Annotated in this window: 15 protein-coding genes and 1 pseudogene; 12 read left to right on the top strand and 4 right to left on the bottom strand. The window is 42.1% G+C overall.

Translation table 11 applies throughout. The features are described 5' to 3' along the window. Window positions 1-265 precede the first annotated feature (265 nt). The 6 genes from D0T87_RS04630 (at window position 266) to D0T87_RS04605 (ending at window position 9422) form a co-directional block, all read left to right on the top strand. Window positions 266-1306, top strand: coding sequence for an NADP-dependent oxidoreductase (locus D0T87_RS04630; RefSeq protein WP_163173244.1), 1041 nt, complete (start codon window positions 266-268; stop codon window positions 1304-1306). A 67-nt stretch (window positions 1307-1373) separates the two neighbouring features. Then, window positions 1374-2372 (top strand): GSCFA domain-containing protein, encoded by a 999-nt coding sequence (locus D0T87_RS04625; RefSeq protein WP_163173242.1) that lies wholly within the window; start codon window positions 1374-1376, stop codon window positions 2370-2372. Next, window positions 2339-4858, top strand: coding sequence for a bifunctional UDP-N-acetylmuramoyl-tripeptide:D-alanyl-D-alanine ligase/alanine racemase (locus D0T87_RS04620; RefSeq protein ID WP_163173240.1), 2520 nt, complete (start codon window positions 2339-2341; stop codon window positions 4856-4858). The genes D0T87_RS04625 and D0T87_RS04620 overlap by 34 nt, the downstream gene beginning before the upstream one ends. Window positions 4859-4947: 89 nt before the next feature. Next, window positions 4948-5178: a twin-arginine translocase TatA/TatE family subunit gene (locus D0T87_RS04615; RefSeq protein WP_163173238.1), complete on the top strand. Its 231-nt coding sequence runs from the start codon at window positions 4948-4950 to the stop codon at window positions 5176-5178. A 1-nt stretch (window position 5179) separates the two neighbouring features. Further along, entirely contained in the window at window positions 5180-5992 is an 813-nt protein-coding gene (gene tatC / locus D0T87_RS04610; RefSeq protein ID WP_163173236.1) for a twin-arginine translocase subunit TatC, read from the top strand. Next, on the top strand, window positions 5982-9422 hold the full coding sequence (locus D0T87_RS04605) for a DEAD/DEAH box helicase (RefSeq protein ID WP_163173234.1): 3441 nt from the start codon (window positions 5982-5984) through the stop codon (window positions 9420-9422). Before tatC ends, D0T87_RS04605 begins: the two co-directional genes overlap by 11 nt. Window positions 9423-9501: 79 nt before the next feature. Here the strand turns inward: D0T87_RS04605 and D0T87_RS04600 are convergent, their stop codons facing one another. After that, entirely contained in the window at window positions 9502-9831 is a 330-nt protein-coding gene (locus D0T87_RS04600) for a hypothetical protein (protein ID WP_163173232.1), read from the bottom strand. 747 nt (window positions 9832-10578) lie between these two features. On the opposite strand from D0T87_RS04600, the gene D0T87_RS04595 reads away from it, so the two are divergent. Further along, window positions 10579-13302: a hypothetical protein gene (locus tag D0T87_RS04595; RefSeq protein WP_163173230.1), complete on the top strand. Its 2724-nt coding sequence runs from the start codon at window positions 10579-10581 to the stop codon at window positions 13300-13302. A 203-nt stretch (window positions 13303-13505) separates the two neighbouring features. Here D0T87_RS04595 and D0T87_RS24500 read toward each other — a convergent pair. From D0T87_RS24500 to D0T87_RS04585, 3 genes and pseudogenes are all read right to left on the bottom strand, one after another. Then, window positions 13506-13775 (bottom strand): annotated as a pseudogene (locus D0T87_RS24500) (metallophosphoesterase); the annotation flags it as partial. Between the two features lie 24 nt (window positions 13776-13799). Then, on the bottom strand, window positions 13800-14360 hold the full coding sequence (locus D0T87_RS04590; protein ID WP_163173228.1) for a dual specificity protein phosphatase family protein: 561 nt from the start codon (window positions 14358-14360) through the stop codon (window positions 13800-13802). A gap of 93 nt (window positions 14361-14453) precedes the next feature. Continuing rightward, window positions 14454-15899 (bottom strand): MFS transporter, encoded by a 1446-nt coding sequence (locus D0T87_RS04585; protein WP_163173226.1) that lies wholly within the window; start codon window positions 15897-15899, stop codon window positions 14454-14456. 288 nt (window positions 15900-16187) lie between these two features. Here D0T87_RS04585 and D0T87_RS04580 point away from each other — a divergent pair, with 288 nt between their 5' ends. The 5 genes from D0T87_RS04580 (at window position 16188) to D0T87_RS04560 (ending at window position 25117) form a co-directional block, all read left to right on the top strand. Beyond that, on the top strand, window positions 16188-17414 hold the full coding sequence (locus D0T87_RS04580; protein WP_163173224.1) for a glycoside hydrolase family 105 protein: 1227 nt from the start codon (window positions 16188-16190) through the stop codon (window positions 17412-17414). Window positions 17415-17455: 41 nt separating this feature from the next. Then, complete coding sequence (locus tag D0T87_RS04575) at window positions 17456-18415, top strand: pectinesterase family protein (RefSeq protein WP_163173222.1); 960 nt, start codon at window positions 17456-17458, stop codon at window positions 18413-18415. Between the two features lie 35 nt (window positions 18416-18450). After that, a complete protein-coding gene (locus tag D0T87_RS04570; protein WP_163173220.1) occupies window positions 18451-19959 on the top strand; it encodes a family 43 glycosylhydrolase in 1509 nt (502 codons plus the stop codon). Continuing rightward, a complete protein-coding gene (locus D0T87_RS04565) occupies window positions 19956-21320 on the top strand; it encodes a glycoside hydrolase family 28 protein (protein ID WP_163173218.1) in 1365 nt (454 codons plus the stop codon). The genes D0T87_RS04570 and D0T87_RS04565 overlap by 4 nt, the downstream gene beginning before the upstream one ends. 554 nt (window positions 21321-21874) lie before the next feature. Next, window positions 21875-25117, top strand: coding sequence for a TonB-dependent receptor (locus D0T87_RS04560; protein WP_163173216.1), 3243 nt, complete (start codon window positions 21875-21877; stop codon window positions 25115-25117). The last annotated feature ends 1 nt before the right edge of the window (window position 25118 follow it).

Raw genomic sequence — 25118 nt, 5'->3', positions numbered from 1 at the left:
CTGATGCGGACGCATTGCAAGAAGAGGAGAAGGATAAAGAAGAGAAGAGAATATCCTCCCTAAATCCCTCCAAAGGAAAAGCCTCACCCCAGCCCTCTCGGACTATGGACGGCTGGAAGGGGTGATCTGGCAGTTGTTGTATCATACCAAGTGGGGAAAGATACAACAACCGGGACGGTTTCTGATAGCGGGGGTGAAGAACCATTAAACAATCTCCCGGAATTTGTTGTTCTATTAATTGGAAAAAACAATAAAAACATATATTATGAATTCAATCAGACTGCATGATTCCGGCTCTTCCGAAGCCTTGAGGTTCGAGAAGGCACCCATCCCCGAAATAAGTACCAAGCAAATCCTTGTAAAGGTGTATGCTACTTCTGTGAACCACATTGATATCCTGAAAGCCTCTGGAAAGCTCGGTGAATTACACTTTCCCTGGATACCGGGACATGACTTTGCCGGCGTAGTAGAAAACGTGGGCGAGAAAGTAAAAGGCTTTAAAGTGGGCGATAAGGTATATGGCAACTGTAACGGTGGCTCTTATGCCGAGTACCTGGTGGCGGATATGAATAAAACAGCCAAAATGCCCGACAACCTGTCGTTTGTTGAAGCATCCTCCGTACCCCATGTGGCGGAAACCGCCTGGCAAGCAGTGCACACCCACGGAACGTTGCGCGCCGGACAAAAAGTCCTGATACATGGAGCCGCCGGTGCAGTAGGAGCGTATGCCGTACAATTTGCCCATCAAATCGGTGCATTTGTGTATGCTACGGCTTCGGGTGGCGATAAAGACTTTGTGAAATCGCTGGGTGCCGATGTGGTTATTGACTATAAAAAGGAAGACTTCACACAGATAGCCACAGAGCTAAAACTGGTGATCGACCTCGTGGGTGGCGAAACGCAACGCCGTTCCTTCCCACTATTGGTAAAAGGCGGAAGGCTGGTAAGCACCGTATCGCCTATTCCCGAAGATGAAGCTGAGAAGTATTTCGTAATGGGTACGTTTATGTATATCCAGCAATCTGCAAAGGAACTGAAAGTCATCACCCGCATGATTAATGACGGGCAGATAAAAACAGATGTAGCCGCCGTTTATCCATTAAAAGAAGCCGCAAAAGCCTGGGATAGTATGTTGGGGAAAGACATCACCGCCTCCACCAAACCACACGGAAAGTTCGTACTCGAAGTGGTAGATACTCCTGACCGGGAAGATGTGTATGGGAAAGACACCACCAGCGAAACCCCTTTGGGTAATGCAGGGATAACCGGACAGCGGCTGCGCTCGCAGTGGCGGGAAGGGGAGTAGAATATATCAATAGAATGAACACAGAGTCATTCTTTTTATATAAGTTTGCAAAGAAATTTGCAGTATAATGGAATTTAGAACCAGAGTAGACATCCCTACCCATTCGTCCCAGATATCCCACTCAGACCAACTGATGCTGATGGGATCATGTTTTGCCGAGAACATCGGCAACATGCTGACCGACGCCAAGTTCCGGTGCGATGTAAACCCATTCGGAATATTATATAATCCGCATTCTATCCGCGCCAGCCTCCGGCAAATCATGGAGAACAAACAGTATACAGCTGCGGATTTGTTTTTCCACGACGAACACTATCGCAGCTATATGCATCATGGGTCGTTTGCCAATAATGATCCGAAGGCAATGTTGCGTGATATCAATCACCGCATCAGCCAGGCACACCGTTCGTTGCCCCACCTCAATTACCTGTTGCTCACATTCGGCACCTCCTGGGTTTATACGCTAAAAGAAAACGGGCAAATCGTATCGAACTGCCACAAGATGCCGGCAAACACGTTTGAGCGTACCCGCCTGACTGTCGATGAAATCGTAAAAGACTATACCGAACTTATACAAGACCTCCGGAAACTGAATCCCTCGTGCAAATTCCTGTTTACCGTAAGCCCCATTCGTCATGCGAAAGATGGCGCACATGGCAATCAATTAAGTAAAGCTATTCTACTATTAGCCATAGAACGGTTACAAGAGTTTTTCACCGATCATGTGGTATATTTCCCCTCTTATGAAATCGTATTAGACGAATTGCGCGACTACCGGTTCTACAACGAAGACATGAATCATCCTTCGCCATTAGCCCTGGAATATGTCTGGGAGCGATTCTCCGAATCCTTCTTCTCCCGGCAAACGCAAACGATCATCAAAGAATGCCAAAAAATAAAGAAAGACCTCCTGCACAGACCTATAAATAAGGAGTCTACAGCCTATAGAGCTTTTTTAAAACAAATAGTGTTAAAAATAAACGGAATTGAAGAAAAATATCCGAACTTAGATTTTGAAAAAGAAAAAGAGAGATGTCATACGCTATTGAATTCATTACAGAATTGATCGGAGCAAAGCGGATTGGTGGTGCTGAGGCTTCAATTGATTGGTTATTAACAGACAGCAGATCGCTGTCTTTTCCCGAAGAAACTTTATTCTTTGCACTCCATACCAAACGGAATAACGGCTCCAACTATATACCCGATTTGTACGCCCGCGGTGTACGGAATTTTGTAATCGAAACCCATCCCCCCACAAGGGGTAAAGAACCAGCGATAGATATCAGGCCGGCAGACTATCCGGATAGCAACTTCTTGCTCGTACCCAACGCTTTGAAAGCATTGCAGAAACTGGCCGAGTTGCATCGTGCCCGCTTCAATGTGCCCGTTATAGGAGTTACAGGCAGTAACGGTAAAACCATCGTAAAAGAATGGTTGCACCAATTGCTAAGTCCCGACCGGGTGATTGCCCGTTCGCCACGCAGCTATAACTCACAGATTGGTGTGCCCCTTTCCGTCTGGCAAATGAACGAGACAACGGAACTCGCCATCTTTGAAGCCGGAATATCCGAAGTGGGCGAAATGCGCTCTTTGGAAACCATAATAAAACCTACAATCGGTATCATCACCACTATTGGCGGTGCCCACCAGGAAAACTTCTTCTCCCTACAAGAGAAGTGCCAGGAAAAGCTACAACTCTTTAAAGGCTGCGACGTCATTATCTACAACGGCGACAATGAAATGATTGTGAATTGTATGTCCAAATCATTGATGTCGGCCCGTGAGATTGCCTGGTCGATGGTAGATAAAGATAAACCGCTCTTTATAAATAAAATAGAGAAAAAGAAAGACCATACCGTCATTCACTACCGCTATCTGGAAATGGATAATACCTATCAGATACCGTTTATAGATGATGCCTCTATCGAAAACTCATTGAATTGCCTGGGCGCCTGTGTATACCTGATGTTACCGCCCGAGCTGATAACCGAACGCATGGCTCTTCTGGAACCCGTAGCCATGCGCCTCGAGGTGAAAGAAGGAAAGAATAATTGCGTACTGATTAATGATAGCTATAACTCGGACCTGGTTTCGTTGGATATTGCCCTTGATTTTCTCTATCGCCGTTCGCAGGATAAGAAACTCAAACGCACGTTGATCTTGTCGGATATACTGGAAACCGGACAAAGCGCTTCTACCTTATACCGGCGGGTGGCCCAGTTGGTGCATAGCAAGAATATCGGAAAGATTATCGGGGTAGGTAGCGACATTGCTTCGGCAGCCGGTCGCTTTGATTCTACCACCGGAAAGGCAATCATGGAGAAGTACTTCTTCCCGAACACCGATGCCTTCCTGAGTTCCGAAGTGTTCCGGAACCTACATGATGAGATTATTCTGATAAAAGGTGCGCGCAGCTTTGGATTTGAACGGATATCCGAAGCGCTGGAACTGAAAGTGCATGAAACTATACTGGAAATCAACCTGAGTGCATTGGTCGATAACCTGAATCATTTCCGTGCCGGGCTACACCCTAAAACCAAAGTGATTTGTATGGTGAAGGCTTCGGCCTACGGAGCGGGTTCATACGAGGTGGCCAAAACGCTTCAGGAGCATCGCGCCGATTATCTGGCGGTGGCGGTGGCCGACGAAGGTTCGGACTTGCGGAAAGCGGGAGTAACTGCTTCTATCATCGTAATGAATCCGGAACTGACTGCCTTCAAAACGATGTTCGATTATAAGCTTGAACCGGAGATTTATAATTTTCATATCCTCGAAGCACTCATCCGGGCAGCAGAAAAGGAAGGGGTAACCAATTTCCCGATTCATATCAAGATAGATACGGGCATGCACCGGCTCGGGTTTAATCCGGAAGATATGCCGTTACTGATTAAACGCCTGAAGGGGCAGAGTACCGTCATTCCCCGTTCCATATTCTCTCACCTGGTAGGAAGCGACAGCGCAGCGTTCGATGAGTTTACCCGCGGGCAGATTGCACTATTCGATCGGGTTTCTACTGAATTCCAGGAAGCATTTACGCATCGCATACTTCGCCATATCTGTAACTCGGCAGGAGCAGAGCGATTCCCGGAAGCACAATTTGATATGGTACGCCTGGGTATCGGGTTGTATGGCATCGACCCGGCAACCAATGCTATTATAAATAATGTAAGTACACTTAAGACTACCATACTGCAAATACGTAATGTCCCTGCTAATGAAACCGTAGGGTATAGCCGGAAGGGGGTACTGACCCGAGACTCACGGATTGCTGCATTGCCCATTGGCTATGCCGATGGCCTGAACCGCCACCTGGGGAATAGAAATGCATATTGTCTGGTAAACGGTCAGCCGGCTTCATACATCGGAAATATCTGCATGGATGTTTGTATGATCGACGTAACGGATATCGATTGCCGGGAAGGAGATCAAGTCATCGTATTTGGCGATGACCTGCCGATAACGTATCTATCGGATAAATTGGGTACTATTCCTTATGAGGTACTGACAAGTGTATCTTCCCGGGTGAAACGCGTATATTATCAAGAAAATTAGCTCCAAGGCGGCGGCTTTTGCTTTTTTTTATCTACATTTGGGCATTCATTATTGATTATATCTAAATTTGAATCTAATAAAAACCGAATATGATGAACTATCTACTGATAAGCTTCCTTAGCGGATATGAAATACTTATTGTAGCATTGCTTATACTTTTGCTATTTGGCGGTAAGAAAATCCCCGAACTAATGAAGGGGCTCGGAAAGGGAGTGAAAAGCTTTAAAGAAGGCGTGAACGAGGCCAAAGACGAGATCAATAAAGCCAAAGAAGATATTGAAAAACCATCGGAACAGAAAAAAGATCCGAATCTAAACTAGTTTGGCAGAAAAAGAATTAACCTTTTGGGATCATCTGGATGAGCTTCGTATGATGCTCTTCCGGGTTATTGGTGCGTTATTGATATTGGGTATAGGATATTTTATTGCTATGCCGTGGATATTCGAAAACGTGGTGATGGCTCCATGCCATAACGATTTTATCTTTTATCAGTACTTGCATAAAATCGGTACGGCACTCAACCTGACAGGTGATTTCTTTACTCAGTACTTTGAGGTTAAACTGATTAATATTAATCTGGCTGCTCCATTCTTTATCCATATCTCTACTTCTGTGTGGATGGCCGTGATTACTATTGCTCCTTATATTTTATTTGAGATCTGGCGTTTTATCAGTCCCGCACTTTATCCGGGTGAGCGTAAAGGTGTGAAGAAAGCACTGGCGCTTGGCGCCGGGATGTTTTTTCTGGGGGTATTGCTCGGATATTTTATGGTTTATCCGCTTACGCTCCGTTTCCTTTCTACCTATCAGCTCAGTTCGGCTATTGAGAATCAGATTTCGCTCAATTCATATATTGATAACTTTATGATGCTGATCTTATGCATGGGACTGGCATTTGAATTGCCACTTGTAACCTGGTTGCTTTCTTTGCTGGGTGTTATCAATAAAGCTTTTCTTCGCAAATATCGTCGCCATGCTGCTGTACTTATTACTGTACTGGCGGCAGTTATTACTCCGACAGGCGACCCATTTACTTTAACCGCTGTAGCTCTTCCTCTGTATCTGCTCTATGAATTAAGCATCCTGATGATTAAGGATAAGGAGAAAGAAGAGGAGGAAAAGGATGGAATTTGAAATAAGCGACTGTTTTGAAATCCTCCTTTCCGCTTGTAAAGCAGAAAACATCACACTAAAGACTCGCTACAAGCAAATTCGTGATTTGCTGGAACGCATATGCCGTGAGCAAATGCAAAGCGAGAGCCTGCAAATGACCGATCTTTCCGCCCGGATAAACTATGTGGCTGTAAAGGTCGGTCTGAATCATGTAGAGCAGAACCGTTTACACACCTTTCGTATTACTTCAAATAAGATACTGAACCGGCAGGAAGAAGCCGGGCAAGAGAACCTGTTGCGTGATATCAAAACGCTGGCTTTCTTTATTCGTAAGGTTTATCAGACAGATATTCCGAAAGAATTATATCGATTGCTCCCTAAAACCGATGCTACTTATATAGTAAAGGCGCCTGGCAAACAGGTGGCTAAACGGATGCGCGTCTGCTTTCAATATATGGATGAACTCTATCTGTATGTAATTCCTACAGATGCAATTACCGATGAACCCTTACGCGTGCGTTACAACCTGCCGGAAATTAACGATGAGTTTGCCGAAACCTGTGAACTGCTTTGGCAGCATGCACAATTAAATCTTCTGGATGTGTCCGAAGATGAAGATGGGATACTTACTCCCCGGTTTATCGTTCTCGAACCAGATTATTTGCTGGATATCAGTTCGCTGGCCGAGTGTTATAAAGATTACGGGCATCATCCGTTCAATTATCAGTTAACCAAACTGCAACCCGTACAAAATGCGCGTCCCATTCTCTTGGGTAATATCGTAAACCTCTTTCTGGACGAATGGATTTACGCCAAATATGAACCGGATTATATGGAATGCATGAAGAAGGCATTCCGGACTTATCCTATAGAACTGGCTGCATGTAAGGACCTGCAAGATCCTAAAGAAGAAGCGGCATTTTTTGCTGATTGCCGCATGCATTTCGAACATATCCGGCAAGCGGTGCAGGAGATATTTAAGCAGTCGGGGTACCAATTAGATAAAACGGATGCAGTTCTCGAACCATCTTACATTTGTGAAGCATTGGGACTCCAGGGGCGTTTGGACTATATGCAACGGGATATGCGTGCGTTCATTGAAATGAAATCCGGAAAAGCAGACGAGTACTCCATCCGTAATACGGTAACACCTAAGGAGAATAACAAGGTACAAATGCTTCTGTATCAGGCGGTACTGGAATATTCAATGGAAATGGATCATAAAAATGTTACTCCATATTTACTTTATACCCGGTATCCACTGTTATATCCCGCACGATCATCCTGGGCTATGGTGCGGCGGGTGATTAACTTAAGAAACCGGATTGTTGCCGATGAATATAGTATTCAGCTGCGCAATAGCATCCATTATACGGCAGATAAAATAGGAAGTATAACTGCCGATCTTTTAAATGAAAGAAAAATAAAGGGGCGGTTCTGGGAACAATACTTACGCCCGGGAATAGATCGGACTGTACAGGCGATATCAAAACTGTCGGAAACAGAGCGTGCCTATTTCTATTCTCTTTATAATTTTATTACAAAGGAGCAATATACCGCTAAATCCGGCGATGTAGATTACGAAGGAAGAACCGGCGCGGCTGCTTTATGGCTGTCAACCCTGGAAGAAAAGCGGGAGGCAGGAGAGATACTGTATGATCTGCAAATTGTTGATAACCATGCCGCAGATGAACACAAAGCATATGTCATTCTGAAAGGGGAGCCGGATGCTGTATCTCCCGAAGAGATTGAAACGCTGCCTAATTTTCGGGAGGGAGATGCTATTGTGCTTTATCAGCGCAATGCGACTTCTGATAATGTGACTAATAAGATGGTCTTCAAAGGAAACATTGAAGCCATTGGGGAGGATACAATAAAGATTCGCCTTCGGGCAACCCAGCATAATCCCTCGGTTTTGCCGATGGATAGTTTGTATGCAGTAGAACATGATTCTATGGATACGGCATTCCGATCTATGTATCTGGGGTTATCTTCTTTTTTATTTGCCAACCAGGAGCGTAGGGATTTACTTTTAGGTAAGCGATTGCCGGAGTTTGATGTTTCTTTGGAGGAAGATATAAATTCCGCCGAAGATGATTTTACCCGGATTGCACTCAAAGCCAAAGCTGCCAGGGATTATTTTTTGCTGATAGGTCCTCCGGGGACAGGCAAAACATCTTGTGCACTCCGGAGGATGGTGGAAACCTTTTGCGAGGAACCTGGTGCCCAGATATTACTATTGGCGTATACAAACAAGGCGGTAGATGAAATCTGCAAAGCCTTGAGGAATATCACTCCCAAGGTAGATTTTATTCGTTTGGGCAGCGAACTGTCTTGCGAACCGCAATACCGGGAATATCTGATAGAGAATGTTCTTTCTTCCTGCAACCGTCGTTCGGCGGTTAATGATCGCATATCTCGTTGCCGTATATTTGTGGGCACAGTGGCCACGCTTTCCGGTAAGCAGGAAATATTCCGGCTAAAACGATTCGATGTTGCCATTGTAGATGAGGCTACCCAAATCTTAGAGCCGCAGATTTTGGGATTACTTTGTCATCGCAATGAGGATGGGAGAAATACAATTGGAAAGTTTATCCTGATAGGCGACCATAAACAATTGCCCGCAGTAGTACTGCAATCATCGGTGCATACGGAAATTCACGAAGAATCCCTTCGTTCTATTGGGTTGACGAATTTAAAAGATTCGTTATTTGAACGTCTTTACCGGCAGCAAGATGCTGCACCCAGGTTTCCATGCGGCATCGCAACTCCCCTCCTGCCAGAGGAGGGGTGCCCAAAGGGCGGGGTGGTGGGAGCCTTTGGTAAGGGTAGGAGTTGTGATAACTTTTTAGATATATTATGCAAACAAGGCCGTATGCACCCCGAAGTAGCTCATTTCTCTAATACCCATTTCTACGCAGGGAAACTGGAATCTGTTGGTTTACCCCATCAACTAGAAGAACAAGTGCCTTATCAAAGAATTGCTTTCTTCCCATCCGAGGCTGAATCACCCGCTTCTTCTGCAAAGGTGAACCATAGCGAAGCAAGTATTGTAACCCAATTGGCGGTTGGTGTATACGAACGAACAGGATCTGCGTTTGATCCAACAAGGACTTTGGGTATAATTACTCCATATCGTAGTCAGATTGCACTGATAAAGAAAGAAATAGCTCGTTTGGGGATTGATGCACTTAATCATATCCTTATAGATACGGTAGAGCGTTTCCAGGGAAGCGAACGGGATATTATTATTTACTCGTTCTGTGTGAACAAGAGTTATCAACTTAGATTGTTGTCGAATGTCATAGAGGAAGATGGTAATATAATCGACCGGAAATTGAATGTTGCCTTGACCCGTGCGCGCAAGCAGATGCTTATCACAGGAGTTCCGCATTTGCTAAATTTAAACCCTGTCTATTCAAATTTGCTAAAATTAATGATTACGGACTGAGTATTCACAAAAATATGCAGTTATTAATTTTTATTCTCTCTTTATGCATTTCATTAACATCAAAGTTCGCTAGAAAACTTTATCTTTGCAATACGTTTTTTTCATAGAGATTTAGATTTAAGGTTAGAAAAACTGGGAAGTCGTGAGACTTCCCTTTTTTATGCGGCAAGGTGCCGCGGCCAAGTTTCAATGCTGAATGCTTTCCAATCCTCCTGCTTTTGATGCTTTCTTCCAATCCAACTTTTAGTGCTTTCAGAGCCTCTTTTGAGGCTGAAAGAGTGAATTTATTAGGAAAATTGCTGTCCGAAAGTACAATTTGTTGCTTGGATACATTAACATAATAAATGTATCTTCCGTTAATGATCAGGCTTTTGCCTAAACGAATGAATGTCTGCGCATCTGTACCCAACTGCTACTCTATAATTTCTTCGAATGCAGCAAGATTGAAAAGCTTTCCGGGTTTACCCAGCTATTAATTTATCCGGATTTCATGAAATGGCGATCTGATTGTATGAAACTCCCGGAATTGGTGATGAAATGATTTTCAGAGATTGAAATGGGGACTGTCCTTCTTTGTAAATGTTTGAAAATCATATTGTTTGTATGCTGAATTGTTAATAAAGTCATCTATCCTATATGAATATTTTATTCAAAATTGTATGCTATTTGCGCTTAAAAGTGGTGTTTAGAACAAAAAAACGCCAGTTCGGGTACGTAATTCGTTGATTCGTGCACGTCACAACTTAATTGGGCGTTTTTAGCCCTTTTTGGCGAATTTATTTTAAAATTAATGATATACCTTTGCCCTAGCTTAAGTATGAAAAAAAGTTCGTTAATGAGCTTCTAGACGTATAGTACTTAATATGCCTAACACGTTTTTATGTTTGTATTTTGTTTAAATATCTTAGATTGCTTATGGAGGCTAGATGCTCATAGGTATAATCATAGACTAGCTAGCCTATATTATGGGTAGAAAGTTTAAAATTGTGTTTTATAATAGGAGTCAGAATAATATATTAAATGCTAATGCTAAAAGATCTAAATAATAATCCCTTTAATCTCGGTTTTAGACTATTGTAGCCGGTTTGTTTCCCGGTAATAATATAAAATTAATGTTTTTGAAATAATTATATGTTGTATTAAATTTTGAACAATTATGAAGAAAAAGTTCCTTAACTTTATGCTCCTTGGAGCATTTGCTTTCGCTTTGAGTTCATCATTTGTAGCCTGTAGCAGTGACGACTACGATGATGATATCAAAAGATTGGAAGAACTAATTGATGCTAACAAGAAATCAATTGATGCTTTGAACACTACGATTGCGAATGGGCAATGGGTGAAATCTGTTACGCCAATTAGCAATGGGGTAAAAATTACACTTGGTAATGATACCTCTTATGAAATAACTAACGGTAAAGATGGCGCTGATGGTGGTGCCGGTACTGCTGGTAGTGTTGTTAAGATAGGTGATAATGGAAACTGGTTTATCGATAACGTTGATACTGGTGTTCCTGCCAAAGGTCAAGATGGTAAAGACGGTGAAGATGGTAAAGACGGTAGCAGCGGTAGCGCTAGCGTATTTACTCTCGGTGACAATGGAAACCTCTTTGTTGATGGCAAAGATACCGGAGTGCATATTGGAAAAGAAGGCATTACTGCTGTTTGGGCAGATGGTGCTTTAGCTTTGTTCGGTGTTGAAGGTTTTGAAGATGGGTATAAAATTGTTTTGAATTCAGCTTGTTTGTCAAGCCTTCAGTTTGTACCTGCATGGATTGATAATGGAGTTGCAACTCAAGGATTCTATTACATTCACAAACTGAATACTGCAACTGTTGTTTATAACTCAGAGCCAGATATGACTTTCCGTTATAATCCTACTTCAGCTAATTTGAATGGTATTGACTGGAGCTTTGTTAACAGAACTGCTACTATTACCAGAGCAACTGGTGATAAAGGTGATCTTTTATCAATTGTAGGTGCACCTAAAGTTGAAGACAACGCACTAGTATTTAGAGTGAAGGGTGATGCTACAAAACGTCAGGAAACTATCAGTACTGGTGGTAATAAAGAAGATATCGCATATCTTAACGCAACTGCACCTGTAGATCCTAACAAGGCTGATGGTGATAAAATGGATATTCTTTCTGATTATATCAAAATCAGATTTGAAGCTTTGAATGCTTATATTGGTGATACAGTACAACTGGTTAAGGATAACCCAAAACAACCTTATGCTGTATATGATTACTATACAAGCCTTACTGCTTTGAAATCTACTCCTTCAAGTGTATTTAATCATGCTATCGCTTTTGATGGTGGTACTTATGACTTACATGACTATGTGTTTGCAACAGCACAAGGTATTTCTACATCTAGAGAAATGATGGGTAAACTTGGATTTAAAGGATATACTTATAAGTTTGCTTCTATTGCTTATACTCCAGGTTGGGATACTACTGATCAAGCTGCATTCGTTACATTGGATCAAACAACTGGTAAATTTACTATCAATATGGGAACTGCCTCAATAGACAGAACTCCTATATTCCAAGCTGATCTTATTGCACCAAGCGGTGATATTATTGCTACACATTATATCAAGTTTAAGATTACTAATAAGATTGTTAATCCTATTCCTGAAGTGGTTATTGACGCACAAGATATTCCTTATATGGATCTGTACGCTGCTCAACCTGCTTATAGAGCAAGACTTTCAATGGATTGGTTGACAATGAATAAGGAAGTATATCAGAAATTAGGTTTGTCACACGACCAATTTACAGCTATCTATGGCTTTAGTGCTTGGTTGACTACTGATGACGGTCATGCTTGGAATGCATTCGATCCTACAACAAATAAGGGTGACTTCGGTTGGCTTAACATGAGCTCAAATGCTCCTAATGTAGATACTTATGCATTTGGTGCTGTAATTGATGCTCGTACACAATTTGGTCCTCACGAATGGTTGATGACATTCACTGCTTCTGATCCAGCTCTTTATCCATCAGTTGTTATCAGATACAAGTTTAATCTTGTAGCTCCTGCACACCCAGAATTTGAGCCTAACTATGTGAGTCCTGCTCAGGCTGGTGGTACTGCAACAACTAAGGGTAAATTGATCAATGGTGTATACGAAATGCAAACTACATTGGCTGAATCATTCAAAGTTCCATCTATGAATAACTTCAAGTCAAAAGTTGTAGACGTTATCGCTGCTCATGCAAATGTTGTATGGAACAAAGAAAGACACTACTTTGCTTATGTAAATGGTTATCCTACTGCTAGCGAATTTACTGCAAGAGCAATTGAAACTCCAACTGCGGTAGCTTCTAACGGTGCAATAGATGTACCAGTTGATTATGTAAATGATTTCATTTCACAAGATATCAGATTGACCACTCCGCTTACTGACGATGCTTGGACATATGATGTGAAACTGAGATCAGAATATGTAAACAACTGTGTGGTTGAAACTCCATGGAAGGTATTGTTCGAGAATCCGCTGAATGTAACTATGAAGCCAATTATTCTTGCTACAGAAGAAGAACCTTCTAAGGAACAATTAGCTAAACTGTTGAATGTATACTTAGGAACAATTCAAGTTTACAAAGACGGTGTTGCACAAGGTACATATCCATCAATATACCAAGTTCCTGCAATCAATGCTATGGGATGGGATATAGAACGTACATCATTTACAAATGCTACTACACTATATCTGGAAAATACAACAGACATTGTTTGGGATAACCAAGGTACATCTCTGAACAACGATGTTACAACAGAAAAAGTGAAGTTGGTTGTATCTACTCCTTATGCAATCAAGACTGGATATTTCCCAATTACTCTTAAGAAAACAGTCGGATTTGTAGGTAACTAAGATGTAGGAAATACAGAAATGTATAACTAATTAAACTAAATAAGGAAGGTGCTCATTCGTGAGCACCTTCTTTTTTTTATTGATATTGGGTCAAAAGGAAAGTTGGGTGGGTTTCTGGTTTCTATACTTGTAGTGGAATCTATATTCTAATGTTGGCAAGATATCACCTTATCATCTCTTACTTTTCATAGTGTTTCTTGGATTTATTTAACTCTTAACGTAATAATCACCACCTCACTAGGGGCAAACATACGTACATTCTTTCGCGAAGTTCCTAATCCGTTTGTGATGATAACAGGGATGCCTTCGCTATTATATTTAAGTCCCGTCCTGAAGCGCCTTTCAAGAGGAGAGTGAAGTATAGGTGCATATAATCCAAAGAAAGTAACTTGCCCTCCATGCGTATGTCCGGCGAGTGCCAGATCGGTATGGGTTATGGGAACCTGTTCTGCATATTCGGGTGTATGGACTAGTGACTTGTTTCTTCATATGATATATTAATTCTCGTTTTGAGGAAGCTCAACCTCCTGCCTAATACGAGGTATATCCGCCTTTCTGATCATACGCACGATGTTCCGGTATATTTTATGGAAGCCAAAACCACCTTTCCTCATTTCCTCGATTGCTTCTTCTTTAGTATAGTCTTGAAAGACAATACGGTACATAGCCAGGACTCCCCCTGTACGGTCTGAACCATGACGACAGTGGATGAGTATTGGACCTTGTCTGTCTTTGATGATTCTCAGTGCTTCAACAACCTGCTTCTCGCTAAGGGAGTGTGCGTGAGTTTTCAAACGGTGAAGCTTTATATCGGTATCCTCCGCTTCGTCGTTGTCGCTATGGAAACGCCGCAGGTTTAGTACCTCTTTGATCCCGAAAGTTTCGAGGGCTTTGAAGTCTTTTTTAGAAGGTTGCTCCGAGCGGTAAACTCCTTCATCTATTTTGTATAGATTGTCCAGCTTACTATCCGGAAGCGTTATCTTTTCTGCCTTTTGCTGTTGAGCAAAAGCAGCGGTTATAATGATTAAAAGTGTGAGTATAGATAGTGTTCTTTTCATTTTCTGTACTTTTTGTTGATATATTGCAAATATAGGTAATAAAAAAGCCTTCCCCGAAAAAGGAAAGGCTCTTTATGTATTATTAAAAAATAATTAGTCTAATGTGATAGGTTTGTATTTGGGTACAAGTGACTTCATTACCACCCAACCAATCAGGTAAGCAACGGCACAGATGCAGAATACAACAAAGTATCCGGCTGGTTTACCAATAAAGCCCATAAATTCCATTTGAACTTTGTCTGCATGAACAAATAAGTTACCAGCGAATTTTTGTAGCAACATAGAACCAATACCACCAGCCATACCACCAATACCGGTGATAGAAGCAATAGCTGTTTTAGGGAACATATCGCCTACAGTTGAGAAGATATTCGCCGACCATGATTGGTGAGCAGCACCGGCAATACCGATCAGAATAACAGGCAACCATGGTGAGATGTTTCCAAGTGGTTGTGCAAACAATACCACCAATGGGAAGAATGCAAAGATCAACATAGCTCTCATACGGGCGGCGTATGGATTCATACCTGTTTTATTAATAATAATAGTAGGTAGCTTACCACCATAAATAGATAACATGGTAATTGCATAAAGCGTAAAGATCAATGCGATACCTAGTCCTTCGGAAGTCTTAATACCAAATTGAGTATTCAGGTAAGAAGGGGTCCAGAATAAGAAGAACCACCATACACCATCAGTCATGAACTTACCAAAAGCAAAGGCCCAGGTTTGTTTGTATGAGAAACACTTCCAGAAAGGCATTTTCTTTTCTTCGCCATCTTCGTCTTTAGCGGCTTCGCCTTCTGTGAGCTTATCTTGTTCGATGTATTCAAGTTCAGCTTTGTTTACGTGTTTGCTCTTAGATGGAGCGTCGTACATAAATACCCAGAATCCCATCCAGATGAAACCTAAAGCACCAATTACGATGAAAGCCATTTCCCATCCCATGTGTTTAGCTAAAAGAGGAATACTTAATGGAGCGATCAATGCACCAATAGAGGCACCGGCATTGAAGATTGAAGTAGCATAAGCACGGTCTTTCTTTGGGAAATATTCGGCTGTTACCTTGATTGCGGCAGGGAAGTTTCCGGCTTCACCTAATGCTAATACGCAACGGGCAACAAGGAAACAGTACATACTAACTGTTGCAATAACTACGGCTGTATCTCCAACTGCTGCTGTTAATTCTGCTGCAGTGCTTAATCCAACATAAGATTCGGTTATCACTCCGCAAAGTGCGTGAAGACATGCACCTACCGACCATACGCCAATAGCCCATAGGAAACCTTTCTTGCTACCCATCCAGTCAACAAAACGGCCGGCAAATAACATACAAGCAGCATAACAAATCGAAAATACGGCTGTGATTGTTCCATAATGTGATTCATCCCAGTGGAATTCCGGTTTGATAAACTCATCCCAGGTTAGTGATAAAACCTGTCGGTCAAGATAGTTGATTGTCGTGGCAAAAAAAAGCATCGCACAGATAGTCCATCTGTAGTTCGTCATCTTTTCACCCGCTTTTTGAAATGTACTCATGATGATTGATTTAATATTAATTAGTTTTGATTTGGTTCCAAAAATACATAATATTTGAGAAAACCACCTATAATTCTCGTTTATTTTCCGGTATATTTTGGTAATCCTATGATATTTTTGCGTAAAACCTCTAAAAAAGCAGAATATTTGTTGTTTGCGCACACGAGAAATAAATATTCCACTTATTAGAACGAATTGTGCACAATATTGATAAAATAGACTGTTATCTTTGTATGATACTACTCTGTGAGAAATACTATATTTATATCATCTAATACCAGTAAAAAAATGTGTAAGTTATTTTACAAACTTTTCTTCTTCGGAGCTCTCTTAGGAACAGGGGCAAGCACGGTGCCACTGATGGCTCAACAAGTGAGTGATAAACAGCCCTGGTCTGTGCGTATGGTCGAGTCGGAAATGATTCGTAACCCGGAGTCCTGGCAGCTGGATTTTCAATCCCGTTTGAAGTGGGACTATTGCCACGGTCTGGAACTACAGGCTATGCTGGATGTGTACGACACTTACGGTGGTGAACATATTTTTGATTATGCGTTGGCCTATGCCGATACTATGGTTCAGGCTGATGGCAGCATCTTAACCTACAAGCTCGAAGAATATAACATTGACCGTCTGAATCCGGGGAAATATCTGTTCCGTATTTACGATCAAACCAAAAATGTGAAATATAAAAAGGCGATCGACCTGTTGCGGAGCCAGCTTGATACGCATCCTCGTAATGATGACGGTGGATTCTGGCATAAAAAGATATATCCTAACCAGATGTGGTTGGATGGCGTGTATATGGGGTCACCTTTCTATGCGGAATATGCTTATCGCAATTCCCGTCCGCAAGACTATGCGGATGTTGTGAAGCAATTCCTGTTGGCTGCCAAACATACATATGATCCTAAGACCAAACTATATCGTCATGCAACGGATATAGCCCGTAAGGAGCGTTGGGGCGACCCGGTGACCGGACAATCGGCGCATAGTTGGGGACGTGCGATGGGATGGTATGCTATGGCTTTCGTAGATGCACTCGATTTTATTCCTAAACATGAAGCCGGACGTGATTCTATGTTGGTTATACTTAATAATATAGTCGAGCAGGTGAAACGGATACAGGATGAGAAGACCGGCTTGTGGTATCAGGTGCTCGACCGGAGTGGGGATAAGGGTAATTATCTTGAAGCGACTTGTTCTACGATGTTTATCTATACTATTTTCAAGGCTGTGCGTATGGAGTATATAGATAAATCTTATCTGGAAGTGGCCATGAAAGGATATAACGGGATACTGAACACCCTGATGAAGGTAGATCAGAATGGAGTGATTTCCATCTCGAACTGTTGTGCAGTTGCCGGGCTGGGAGGGGCGAACTATCGTTCCGGTACGTATGAGTATTATTTGAGCGAGCCTGTTCGCGATAATGATCCCAAAGCTGTTGGTCCATTCATCATGGCTAGCCTGGAATGGGAACGCCTTCAACGTTTTGGATGTAAAAGGGCTAAGTAGAATGGTTTGGAAATGAAATAAATAAACCCAATTTAAATAGTATGAAACGTATTATCAATTTCTTGTTTTTTATCATCGTATGCTGTGGCTATATGCAAGCGCAGGAACAGCAACAGCAAGATACAATCGTTGTAGCACGCGATGGAACCGGTAAATACCGTACAATTGAAGAAGCCGTCGAAAGCGTTCGTGCATTTATGCACTATACGGTTACTATATATATAAAGAATGGACTCTATAAAGAGAAACTGGTTATCCCTTCCTGGGTAAAGAATGTGCAATTTGTGGGTGAAAGTGCCGAGGGCACTATCATCACCTATGATGACCATGCCAATATCAATAAAATGGGAACTTTCCGCACCTATACGGTAAAAGTAGAAGGAAGCGAAATCACTTTTAAAGACCTGACCATTGAGAATAATGCCGCCCAGCGCGGACAAGCGGTTGCATTGCATACCGAAGGCGATAAACTGATGTTCATCAACTGTCGTCTCTTGGGCAATCAGGATACTATATTTACCGGCTCTGAGGGAACGCGATTGCTTTTCACTAATTGCTATATCGAGGGAACTACTGACTTTATCTTTGGCCCTTCTACCGCCCTTTTCGAGAACTGCGTGATCCACAGTAAACGCAATTCATATATAACAGCAGCTTCGACCCCGGAAAATATAGAGTTTGGTTATGTCTTTAAAAACTGTACGCTGACTGCTGCCCCTGGCATAGATAAAGTATATCTTGGCCGTCCGTGGCGTCCGTATGGTGCTACGACGTTTTTGAATTGCGAAATGGGCGAACATATCGTTCCCGTAGGCTGGCATAACTGGGGGAAAGCGGAGAATGAGAAAACGGCCCGTTATGCTGAGTACGGTAGTAAAGGTCCGGGAGCTAACCCTAAAGCCAGAGTGGGTTGGAGTAAGCAGCTGACAGATAAAGAGGTGCGCAACTACACCATCGAGAATATATTCAAAGATTGTAGCAATTGGTATCCGTATAAATAATACGGATGCTTTTTCATCACCGAAAAAACAATTCTATGAAAACACTTTCTTCTATTTTATTCCTGTCGGTATGCCTTTGGTTAGCCGGATGTAAGCCGGCCCAGAATACCGGAAGTGAAAACGCTGAGGTTCAGAAAATACGCTTGTTCGAGGGAGATAATCCAGACCCTGCTGTTGTATTATACAACGGGGTGTATTATATGGTACATTCTTCATTTGATTATTGTCCCGGACTTGTAGTCTATCAATCAACAGACCTGGTAAACTGGACACCAAGTTCGGCTGCCCTGAAAGATTATGTTGGTGCGGTCTGGGCGCCGGATATTTGCGTTCACAATAACCGTTTCTATATTTACTTCCCGGCAATGGGGGCGAATGGTAAGAAAACCAATATGGTGGTTTGGGCAGACAGTCCGAATGGACCGTGGAGCGAACCGGTCGACCTGAAAGTTGGCGGGATAGATCCCGAACATGTAGTTGGCGAAGATGGCCGGCGCTATGTGTTGCTGAGTGCGGGCGATTTGCACCCGTTGTCGGAAGATGGTTTATCCATAACGGGCGAACCTATTATTATATATAAAGGATGGGAGGTTCCCGAGGAATGGGATATCGAAAGCTTCTCGTTTGAAGGACTGAACCTGAAAAAGATCGGCGATTATTATTATATTCTTGCCGCACAGGGCGGTACGGCAGGTCCTCCTACGGGTCACATGGTTGTTCAGGCTCGCTCGCGTACATTGGAGGGGCCGTGGGAAAACTCACCTTCTAATCCGTTGTTACGTACCGAATCGAGGAATGAACGCTGGTGGAGCCAGGGACACGGACAGATCATCGACGGGGTGAACGGCGAACTTTATATGACATTCCATGCTTATGAAAAGGATTATTTGACTCTGGGCCGTCAAACCCTGATTTGTGAAGTTAAGCTGGACGCCGATGGTTGGTTACAATTAAAGGAAGGGCCTATTTCTTTGCCTTCTCCAACCCGAATGATGGAGAGGAGAATAAAGGATTTTGTGTGGCAGTCGTACAAGGAAAGTATTGACGATCGCGCTACTATCTCTTCGGATGCAATTGTTCTGAAAACCCGGGGGAAGACGCCTTTAGATTCTTCACCTTTATTATTGCGTAGTGGTGATCATTCTTATGAGGTAGAGGCGTGTCTGGAGTTTGATAATCCGGAAGTATCGGCGGGATTGATTATTTATTATAATAATTCGATGAATTACGGATTCGGTTTCCGTCCGGGAGAACTTGTACGCTTCCGCCGTGGAGGAATCAACCGTGCAAAACCATTAATTCCTATAGAGCTGGCGAATGGTAAATATACACTTTGGGTAAAGATACGGAATACGGAAAACCTGATATCGGGTTGGTATAGCGCAGATGGCCAGACGTGGAGAAAATATCCGTGGGGATTTGATATGCAAGGATACCATCATAATACATTGGGTGAGTTTCTTTCACTACGTCCGGGCATTGTTGCCATGGGCGGAGAAGGCGAAGTGAAGATTACCGGATTGACTTACAGAACATTGGAATGAAAAAAACACTTATTGCACTATGCACATCCTTGTGCGTTTTATCCTGTACTACTCAGCAACCCAGGCAAATGGCTGAGTTAACCGGATGGGATAAAGTTCCCGAAATACTCAAGAACATCAACGAACCGGTGTTTCCGGATGCCGTTTTCAATATCCTTGATTACGGTGCACAATCCGATACTACCTTTGATAGCCGCAAAGCCATTCTGGATGCTATCAATACATGCAACCTATCAGGAGGAGGAAAAGTCCTGATCCCTGCCGGGACATACAAACTGAATGGTCCTCTTGTACTTAAAAGCCACGTGAACCTGCATCTTGAAAAAGGCGCAAGGCTGGAATTCTCTACTAATCCCAGCGACTACCTCCCTATGGTATTGACCAAGTGGGAAGGCACGGAGTGTTACAACTATTCACCTTTTATATATAGTTACCAATGCGTTGACGTAGCACTTACCGGCGAGGGTGTGATTGATGGAAATGGTGCGGCTGTATTTAATGGCTGGCGACAATTACAGAATCCGGCCATGCAGAAGCTTCGTCAGATGGGTAATGACAGTGTGCCTGTGTATCAGCGTGTATTTGGCGAGGGGCATTACCTTCGTCCTTGCATGATCCAGTTCTTTGGTTGCAAGAACGTATTGGTTGACGGCGTGCAGATATACGACTCTCCTTTCTGGATCATCCATCCCGTGTATTGCGATAACGTGATTGTGCGCAATGTGTATATCGACGGGCAGAATTACAACAATGACGGATGCGACCCGGAGTCCTCGACCAATGTGCTGATTGAGAATGTACATTTCAATGTAGGCGATGATGGAATCGCTATTAAGTCTGGTCGCGACCAGGACGGTTGGCGCGTAGGGCAGGCTACGGAGAATGTTATTATCCGTAATTGTCATTTCTCTCAATGGGCCATAACGATTGGAAGTGAAATGTCGGGCGGCGTTCGCGATATTTATATTGAAGACTGCAAGATTGATAGCTGCCGGAATGGAATTTACTTTAAATCGAATATGGACAGGGGTGGTTTCTTCGAAAACCTCTACATGCGCCGCATCACAGCCGATATTTGCCTTTGGGGAATGGTCAACTTCCGTACGGATTATCATGGATACCGGGGCGGCAATTATCCGACTCTTTTCCGGAACATAACCATAGAAGATGTCGTATGCAACCGGGTAGATAGTGTGGCTTTGATGGCTAATGGTATTCCGGAGGCTAAATTGTATAACATCACATTGCGGAATATTGACGTTAAAAGTGCTCCTAAAGCCACCCAGATGCGTAATGTGGAAAATCTGGTACTGGATAATGTAAGGGTGAACGGGAAGCTGGTTGAGGAAGCAGAGGAGTAGTTTTTACCACCCGTATGGCTTCTCCTTTTTTGGGGGAACCTTCTTATAATCAGTGTGTTGCATTTACTAATTTTTTCATATATATGTAAAGGTGTTAACCTCAGTGTGTAAACGCGTTTACGTCTGCTTGTAAACCCATTTACGTCTGCTTGTAAATGGGTTTATCTCTGCATGTAAATGAGCTTATCTCAGTTTGTTAATAGAGCAGCATCGGTACGTCCGACTTATCCTGGTTAAGTGGTCGTTATTCGATGCTTGTTGCTGAAAATGTTGTTGACTCATAGCCTCCTACCTCTGGAAATAAAGAACCCGAATAATTGACACATACCAAAATTACCACATCAAAAAACAAAAAATACACATAGAGGATTTTAGTAATATCTACTTTCGTTGACAGTCGTTAAGAATTTAAGCGGGTTTTAGCTTATTTTCTGAAAAGTGCTGATGCAGTGAAATCTTAAATCTATGGTCAAAAAACGATCGTTTAATGACCATATAATAAAACAGAGGTTAAGAACCATTTTTTATTATATAAACTATTAAAAACACATTCTATGGAACTAAAAAAGCTTGCGAAGAAGCTAGCAGCTACTCTATTCTTGAGTATGCTTAGCCTTATTGCTTTTGCTCAGAATCAGGCGATTACCGGTCATATAAAAGATACTACCGGTGAACCGATGATTGGAGTAAACGTACAAGTTGTAGGAACAACAATTGGAGCTATTACCGATTTTGACGGTAATTATAGCATTCAGGCTCCTGCTAATAGTAAACTTCAATTTTCTTTTATTGGTTATTTATCTCAAACGATAACCGTTGGAAATCAAACTAAGATTAATGTAACACTGGAGGAAGATGCAGCCAAACTCGACGAGGTTGTAGTTATTGGTTACGGTACAGTGAAAAGACGCGATTTAACAGGTGCCGTTGCTTCTGTTTCGGGTGAAAAACTAGCTGCTAACCCAGTTACTAATGTAGCACAAGCATTGCAGGGACAGCTTCCTGGTGTACAAGTAACCTCTCAGGACGGTCGTCCCGGTGCCGGTATGTCTATCCGCGTACGTGGTGGTGGCTCTATCACACAGTCCAATGATCCGCTTTTTATTGTTGATGGTGTTCAGGTAAGTGGAATTGATGATATCCCTGCCGATAACATTGAGAGTATTGACGTATTGAAAGATGCTGCTTCGACAGCTATTTACGGTGCCCGTGGCGCTAATGGCGTAATTTTGGTTACAACTAAAGGTGCAAAAGAAGGCCGTACTATTGTGAAGTATAATGCATATTATCAAATAAAAGAAAATCCGGAAACATTAGATGTCCTGGACGCTTATGATTTTGTATATAATACATGGGCGTATGCAACCGCTTACGGTGAAGCTTACGGTAAAGGAGTCGCTTCTTATTATGGACTAGGTTCATCAGCAGAAAGAAGTAGTATTTCTGATTACAAAAATGTAAAATCGCACAATTATGTAGATGATATTATGCGTACAGCAGGTAGCTGGAACCACGACCTGTCGCTTAGTGGAGGTAATGACAAAACGAAGTTCTACGCTGCTATAAACTATACAGACGATGAAGGTACTCGTGTAAATTCAGGATATAGCCGTTGGAGTGCTAATGTTAAGGTTAATCAGAAAATAAATAAGAATTTAAGTTTCAATGCAGATTTGCGTTACACAGAGACAGAAATTGAAGGAACTAAATTTGATAATGCAACTTCAGCTTACAGATTCCGTCCGATTGATAATCCATTAGGCTCCGGAGATTCCGGTGATCTTTTTCAAGGATCAGGTAATGTGGAAGATCTTAGAAATCCTGCTCTTGCGGTTGATAATTATCTGAAAACAGCAACTGTACGCAGAATTCGTGCAAAAGGAGACTTGACATGGCATGTAATTAAAGGTCTGACAGCCAAAACAGAATTGTCTTTGAGCCGTAACTGGAACGAAACACAAGATTGGGATGGCGGTTTGGAACTTAAATATACCACTGCAAAGCTAACCAAGAAAGATGGTTATGGAGTACGTTGGGCAAATACATTAAATTATGAAGTGCAAAACTTGGCCGAAGATCACAGCTTATCTTTCCTTGTAGGTAACGAAATATTGGCTTCGAAATCTAACTCATCGGAGATATTCGGTGCAGGCTATCCTGACGGATTTACTATGAAAGATGCTTTCGGTATGATTAACATGACAGGTACAACAAGTAATTCTAAAGGAAAAGACTATTTCTCGAATACAATCGGAACTCCTACTCGTACGGTATCTTACTTTGGACGTGCCAATTACTCTTATAAAGGACGTTACTTATTGACTGCAACTTTTCGTGCCGATGGTTCCTCAAAGTTTGCTCCTGATCATCAATGGGGATATTTCCCTGCTGCCGCTGCTGCGTGGCGTATCTCTGACGAGGCATTTATGGAAAGTACCAAAGATTGGTTAGATAACCTGAAATTGCGTTTGTCTTACGGTACATCGGGAGCTGATAATATTGATGCTTCTTTGTGGAAAGAAACCTGGAAAACAAATAATATTACTGTAGATGGTAATCCTATTACAGTTTATGTGCCTGGTGCTTTGCTAGGAAATCCTGACTTGAAGTGGGAAACGACTACTTCACGTAATATTGGTGTTGACTTTGGTTTCATGAGTAATAGAATACACGGTAGCTTGGATGTGTATTGGAATACAACCAAAGATATTTTGATGAAAGTCCCTGTAGATGCTTCGGCTGGATATAGTTACCAGTTCCAGAATGTGGGTCAAACCTCCAATAAAGGTTTTGAATTGGCATTAGGATTAGATATTGTTCGCACAAAAGATTTTAGCTTGAATATCAATGCTACTTACAACTTCAATAAAAACAATATTGATAAGCTAAACGAAAATGCTTTGGCCGATACACACACCGGTTGGGGGTCAAGTATGCGTAAACCGAATTACGATTATATCATTCGTAAAGGTCAATCGGTGGGTCTGATTCAGGGATTCAAGTCTGAAGGATTCTATACAGTAGATGATTTTAATTATACAAATGGAGTATATGTATTGAAAGATGGCGTTGCTGATATAAAAGGTATAGTGAATTATCCTGATTTCCTTACTAAGCAGCTTGTTCCGGCAGGACAGATAGCTTTTCCAGGTGCTGCGAAATTTAAAGATGTAGATGATAGTGGTACAGTTGATGAGGACGATGTTACTATTATCGGTAAAACGTTACCTAAACATACCGGAGGTTTCAATTTGAACGGAAGATGGAAATCTATTGATTTCTCCGCAGGGTTTGTATATCAAATCGGTGGCGAAGTGTATAATGCTAATGCTATGCACACCATGATGGGCGATAAGGACACTAGTTTGGGTGCAAATCGTTTAGCAATCATTAATGATACCTATAAGCTTTATGATATAAATTCAAGTGGAGATATCTATTTAGTTACCAATCCGGATGAATTGAATGCGTTAAATAGAAATGCTAAATATCCGACATTCTTCTCTGAATATGGCATTGCCACATCAGAATTTATAGAAGATGCTTCTTATCTTCGTTTACAAAACCTGACTGTTGGTTATACATTACCTAAGAATTGGACAAAGAAAGTAGGAGTAGAGAACTGCCGGTTCTACTTTACTGGAAGTAACTTGTTTTGTATCTCAGGATATTCTGGTCTTGATCCTGATGTAAATACTAGCATAGATGGTGTGGATGGTTTCCCAACCCCTAACTATGATTATAATTCTTATCCTAAAGCGAGAACATATACATTTGGTCTTAATGTGACATTCTAAA

Source organism: Bacteroides sp. 51, from assembly GCF_010500965.1.
Lineage (GTDB): Bacteria > Bacteroidota > Bacteroidia > Bacteroidales > Bacteroidaceae > Bacteroides.
The sequence above is the reverse complement of the archived record's forward strand: the minus strand, read 5'-3'. Positions and strand labels throughout refer to the sequence as shown.